General features: G+C 37.9%; 5 protein-coding genes and 1 pseudogene. 5 read left to right on the plus strand and 1 reads right to left on the minus strand.

The features are described from left to right. Positions 1 to 356 precede the first annotated feature (356 nt). The 5 genes from ACJJVX_RS08005 to ACJJVX_RS08025 all read left to right on the plus strand — a co-directional run bounded on the left by ACJJVX_RS08005 (position 357) and on the right by ACJJVX_RS08025 (position 4,228). Positions 357 to 1,301, plus strand: coding sequence for an HNH endonuclease (locus ACJJVX_RS08005; protein WP_405630946.1), 945 nt, complete (start codon positions 357 to 359; stop codon positions 1,299 to 1,301). Between the two features lie 217 nt (positions 1,302 to 1,518). Beyond that, positions 1,519 to 1,830 carry a pyrimidine/purine nucleoside phosphorylase gene (locus ACJJVX_RS08010; RefSeq protein WP_054454931.1) on the plus strand — a complete coding sequence of 104 codons (312 nt, stop codon included), beginning with the start codon at positions 1,519 to 1,521 and terminating at the stop codon, positions 1,828 to 1,830. A gap of 183 nt (positions 1,831 to 2,013) precedes the next feature. Then, positions 2,014 to 2,370: a ribosome hibernation-promoting factor, HPF/YfiA family gene (gene hpf, locus ACJJVX_RS08015; RefSeq protein WP_054204298.1), complete on the plus strand. Its 357-nt coding sequence runs from the start codon at positions 2,014 to 2,016 to the stop codon at positions 2,368 to 2,370. A 143-nt stretch (positions 2,371 to 2,513) separates the two neighbouring features. Beyond that, positions 2,514 to 3,761: an NRAMP family divalent metal transporter gene (locus tag ACJJVX_RS08020; protein ID WP_054204297.1), complete on the plus strand. Its 1,248-nt coding sequence runs from the start codon at positions 2,514 to 2,516 to the stop codon at positions 3,759 to 3,761. A 218-nt stretch (positions 3,762 to 3,979) separates the two neighbouring features. Further along, positions 3,980 to 4,228, plus strand: coding sequence for a hypothetical protein (locus tag ACJJVX_RS08025; protein ID WP_405630948.1), 249 nt, complete (start codon positions 3,980 to 3,982; stop codon positions 4,226 to 4,228). A 260-nt stretch (positions 4,229 to 4,488) separates the two neighbouring features. On the opposite strand, the pseudogene ACJJVX_RS08030 reads toward ACJJVX_RS08025, so the two are convergent. Continuing rightward, positions 4,489 to 4,733, minus strand: a pseudogene (locus ACJJVX_RS08030) (hypothetical protein); the annotation flags it as partial.

Consider the following 4,733-nt stretch of genomic DNA (forward strand, 5'->3'; position numbering starts at 1 on the left):
TTATTTGGAGGCATCATCTTCTGAAGAGCCGACTCTTTGCTTTGCGCTGAATAATGTTTCATTGTTACTCCACACCCTCTATTTAATGGTTAAATATTAAGCGCGACAACTAGTCTGACAGAGAGGGTTAGCGTGAAACTTGTTTTGCACGCTGTTTTTGTAGGTCGTGCTTTAGCGCGTAGGTCTGGTAGAGCGGAGCGAAACTTAGGATCTTGACCTAAGCAGAACAAAAGCTTTTTGATAGTAATACCTTAGGTAATTTGTTAAAAGCATATAAATTAGAAAAATGAGCGTTAAGCCAGCAGGAATATGCGCGGTGATCGTACTATAAAAATGTTAGGCTCAAGGAATATCAAATGACAACATGCATAATTTGCAAGGGTGAAAACCCAATATCAGAACTGAATTCATTAACAGATGGACATATCGTTCCAGAATTCATTGGTGGTTCACTCAAAGTAAAGAATGTTTGTAAAGTTTGTAATAGTAAAATGGGAGCGGGGTTTGAAGGGAAATTAGCTAACAGCCTTTTCTATAAACTTCCTCGTTTTCTTCATAATATCGAAGGTAAACAGGGGAATTTATCAACACCATTTTCTGGAGTCTATGAGGATGTTGATATTGGGAAATTTCAGACTCTTCCAAACGGAGACCTGTACCTCATTCCAGATATCAAAATTAATAACACTGGAAGTGGCGTCGAAATATTAATGTCAATTGACAAATCCGACCTGACTAAAGCCGAAAAATATTTAGAAAAGAAGTTATCGAGACATTTTAAAACTGAGGGAAAAGAAGTAAACAAAGAAAAGTTATCTAAGCTAGTAAGTGAACTAATCGAAAATGCAGAAAAAGGACATAAGAAAAAAGAAAGTCCTCAAATAGCAGGTAAGATCTCTCTAGATTTTATTTCTCAAGTAATGCTTTACACAAAAATTGCGTACGAACTTGCGATATACCACTTCGACGAAAAATATATCAATGATCCAATCGCAAATAAACTTCGCTTGGTTATAAAAAATCAAGAACCTGATAAAACAATATATTGGCAATTTCTAGCTGAAAAGCAATCTTACAATGTATTCTTCGATGATGAACATCATTGGGTTTTGTTTTTTCATAACGTATGCTTTATTAAATTATTTGGCTTGTCAGCATTAATTGAGTTTACTGAAAAGGGTTCCTCTTTTGTCGAGAAAGAAGGCGTGGTATATAAATTTTGTTACAAGACACTTTCGTTTATTAAATTACCGCTTATGGAGCAAATAAGTCAAACAAATCAAAGCACTCGGTCAGTGTAAACGCTGCTGGTGTTTGAGGTGTTGCCACTATCTATCAATGGTGCATAATCGGTGATTAAATCATTTATTAAACCCTTAACTACTTGACGCGCTAAAGCACGACCTACAATGTAAGCCTGAAGCCCATGAGTATTTTTCACATCACTACACTTGCAAGCACATAGGGTATCAGGCACTGTGAATGTAATTAAATATTATAAATAAAACAGGAGTGAGGATGTCTCAGTTTGATAATGTAAGTGTGATCAAAAAAGCCAATGTGTATTTTGATGGTAAAGTTTCAAGCCGTACGGTGGTTTTTGCTGATGGTAGCACTAAAACATTAGGCTTTATGCAAGCGGGTGAATTTGAATTTGCGACCAGTAAAAAAGAGCTTATGGAACTCAATGGTGGGCAATGGAGTGTTCTACTGCCAGGCGAGAGCGAATGGCAAACTATGCAAGCAGGTGAATCATTTAACGTTGATGCCGACGTTACATTCCAAGTAAAAGTAACCGATTTTGCCGATTACTGTTGCTCATATACTTAATCTTCAATATTAATGATTAAGCCCAAAAGCCCACGTTGCGTGGGTTTTTGCATACTTAATGTGCAGTAATTAAGCTTAATCACTATGAATAACAAATAAATGTCATATTTGTGGTTTTCTGCCTTGTGTTAATCTAAATAGCCCCCAATACTAGTTATGAGGTAACATAAAAAAGGATACCCTATGAAAATTAATCTTTCTGGTCACCATGTTGACGTTACTGACTCTATTAGAGAGCACATCAACGAAAAATTTTCAAAAATTGCGAGTCATTTTCCATCTCTGATCGCACTAGATATAATTCTTTCAAAAGAGCACCATAAGCTTCAAGCTGAAATTAGCACAATTTATGAAGGCGCGCGTTTATCGGTTAAAGGTGAGAACGAAGTTCTTTACCCAGCTATTTCAAACGCAGCTAAAAAACTCGATGCGGCACTAAAACATCGAAAAGGGCAAATCAAAGCCAACTTACATGAAAAACCAGTGAGCACGACACCTGAAATTGCACACGAAATTATTCAAGAAATGGACCTACGTTAAATATTAAACGTAAGTACAGTTACAAAAAGAGCCTAAAGGCTCTTTTTTTATTTCTGCATTTTTTATCGCCACTTGTGCACCTTCCATTTTTAAATAAAACGCTGTAACTTATTTATTACTAATAATAAATATTAAGCATATCAATGCAATCAACCCGCACAAATTGGAAAGTTCGTTTAAGTGCTTTAGGCCCCGGTATTTTAATGGCCACGGCCGCTATTGGTGGCTCTCACCTTGTTGCATCAACCCAAGCTGGCGCTATTTTTGGCTGGCAGCTATTTTGGCTAATTGTTGTTGTAAATGTGCTTAAGTATCCATTTTTTCGTTTTGGTATTGAGTACACTCTAGCAACTAAAAAAAGCCTCGTTGAAGGGTATAAAAGTAAAGGCCCATGGTTTTTTTATAGTTTTATCGGCTTAAATATTATTGCTGCGGTGGTTAATACTGCTGGGGTTTTACTGTTAACCGCAAGCTTACTGCATTATGCGTTGCCTGTAAGTGTATCGGTAACATTACTATGTTGGTTAATTTTAGCTGTGTGCTTAGTTATATTATTACTTGGTCATTTTAAAGCGTTAGATAACGCAGCTAAAGCGATTATGGCGCTGTTAACATTGGCAACGGTGAGTGCATTAGTTATCGCGTTTAGTAATGGCGCTATGAACCATGGAATAGTAGCACCTGTTGATTATATAGGGCCATCGCCTTATGAACTTGCCATGCTTGGTTTTATGGTTGCGTTAATGGGCTGGATGCCAGCACCGATTGAAATTTCAGCACTAAGCTCACTTTGGCTTAAAGAAAAGCAAAGTCAACAAACGGTAACACGAACACAGGGCTTGTTTGATTTTAATGTAGGTTATTGGCTAACCGCTGGGCTTGCGCTGGTGTTTTTCTCATTGGGCGTATTAGTGCAATATGGTCAAAGCGCGAATATAGAGCTAGGTGGTGTGGCATTTGCAAAACAGCTTATTGATATGTACGCGCTTACTATCGGCGAATGGGCGCGTCCGCTTGTATCGGTTATTGCCTTTTTATGTATGTTTGGTACGACACTAACAGTGCTAGACGGCTACGCACGTACGTTGAACGAATCTCACAAGCTACTTGGCTTCAAGCAAAGCAAGCATAGCTTAAAAATATGGCTGATAATACAAGCTCTCGCTGGCATGGCGGTGATCTTATTTTTTAAATCAGCCCTCGGCCCCATGCTTACCTTTGCCATGACACTCGCGTTTATCACCACCCCGGTATTTGCGTGGCTAAACTTTAGTTTAGTGCGATCAGAGTCAAGTATTGAACACTCAATTTTAGTCAGAGCGCTGAGCTGGGTTGGCTTAATTTATTTGGTGAGCTTTGCAGTTGCCTTTGTGGTTTGGAAACTGTTTTAACCGTAATGCTAAAGCTTAAATTTCTAGGCGTGTGTGTTTAAAGATGAGTCGTTAGGTTTATGCCTTAACTTCATTTAATTATTAGCGAAGATAAAAACATTTAAATAGGGACAAAGACAGTTGTTTTTTGTTCCTTCTTCGCTTATTTTAACCGACAATTTTTAGCCTAGTAATGAAGTGTTCGGTAATTTTTATTTTCGAATAGCAAAAGGATTTAAGTGAAAAAATTTATTTTAGTATTGGTGATCAGCCTTTTTATTTCTGGTTGTGAAACAACGGAGCCAGTTGATACAAGTCATTGTATTGAGATAGCGAATACAGAAGATAATAATGGGCAAAAATCTGCGGATGAATTATACCAAGAATGCCTTGACGAGCATTATAAAAAACAAAGAGCTAACATGAGCTTTTGGGAAAGTGCTGTGGAAGGCTTATTAATTTTTGTTGTAGAAGTAACAACATCTTAATGCCGCGTTATTTCTCTTTCGAGGTTGCGTATGTTTGGTTGTTAGGCAAAGCAGAGCTTATATAGTGGAGTTATTCCCCATAAATAGGGGATAACGCCGTATATAAATAGCAAGCACTGTCCAGTGGCTATGCCTAAAATAGCTGTCTCAATTATTGCTTGCTTCTTACTTTTATAAAAGTGGCTAATTTAACGCTTGATACTTTGCTGCTAATGAAAATAAAACTTGTATACCTTCCTCGCAAAGAGCACTTAAAGCGTTTAACTCAACTCCCTTATCGCATTACTTATCCCATCTAAACTCAGTGGGTACATACGGTTATCCATCAACTGTTTTATAAAATCAATTGATTGATAGTAACGCCAGTGTTCAACGGGTTGCGGGTTGAGCCACGCGACTTTATCAAAGTGATCGGTGATACGGTTTAACCATGCACTGCCGGGTTCTTCGTTGTAGTGCTCAACTGAGCCGCCGGGGTAGGCTATTTCATACGGGCCCATAGTGG

This window comes from Pseudoalteromonas sp. Ld20 (genome assembly GCF_045064175.1).
Taxonomy (GTDB): domain Bacteria; phylum Pseudomonadota; class Gammaproteobacteria; order Enterobacterales; family Alteromonadaceae; genus Pseudoalteromonas; species Pseudoalteromonas neustonica.

What these genes read in the sequence shown, in the direction of transcription:
- ACJJVX_RS08005 (WP_405630946.1), top strand. Translation starts at nt 357, where the DNA reads ATGACAACATGCATAATTTGCAAGGGTGAAAACCCAATATCAGAACTG.
- ACJJVX_RS08010 (WP_054454931.1), top strand. Translation starts at nt 1,519, where the DNA reads ATGTCTCAGTTTGATAATGTAAGTGTGATCAAAAAAGCCAATGTGTAT.
- hpf (WP_054204298.1), top strand. Translation starts at nt 2,014, where the DNA reads ATGAAAATTAATCTTTCTGGTCACCATGTTGACGTTACTGACTCTATT.
- ACJJVX_RS08020 (WP_054204297.1), top strand. Translation starts at nt 2,514, where the DNA reads ATGCAATCAACCCGCACAAATTGGAAAGTTCGTTTAAGTGCTTTAGGC.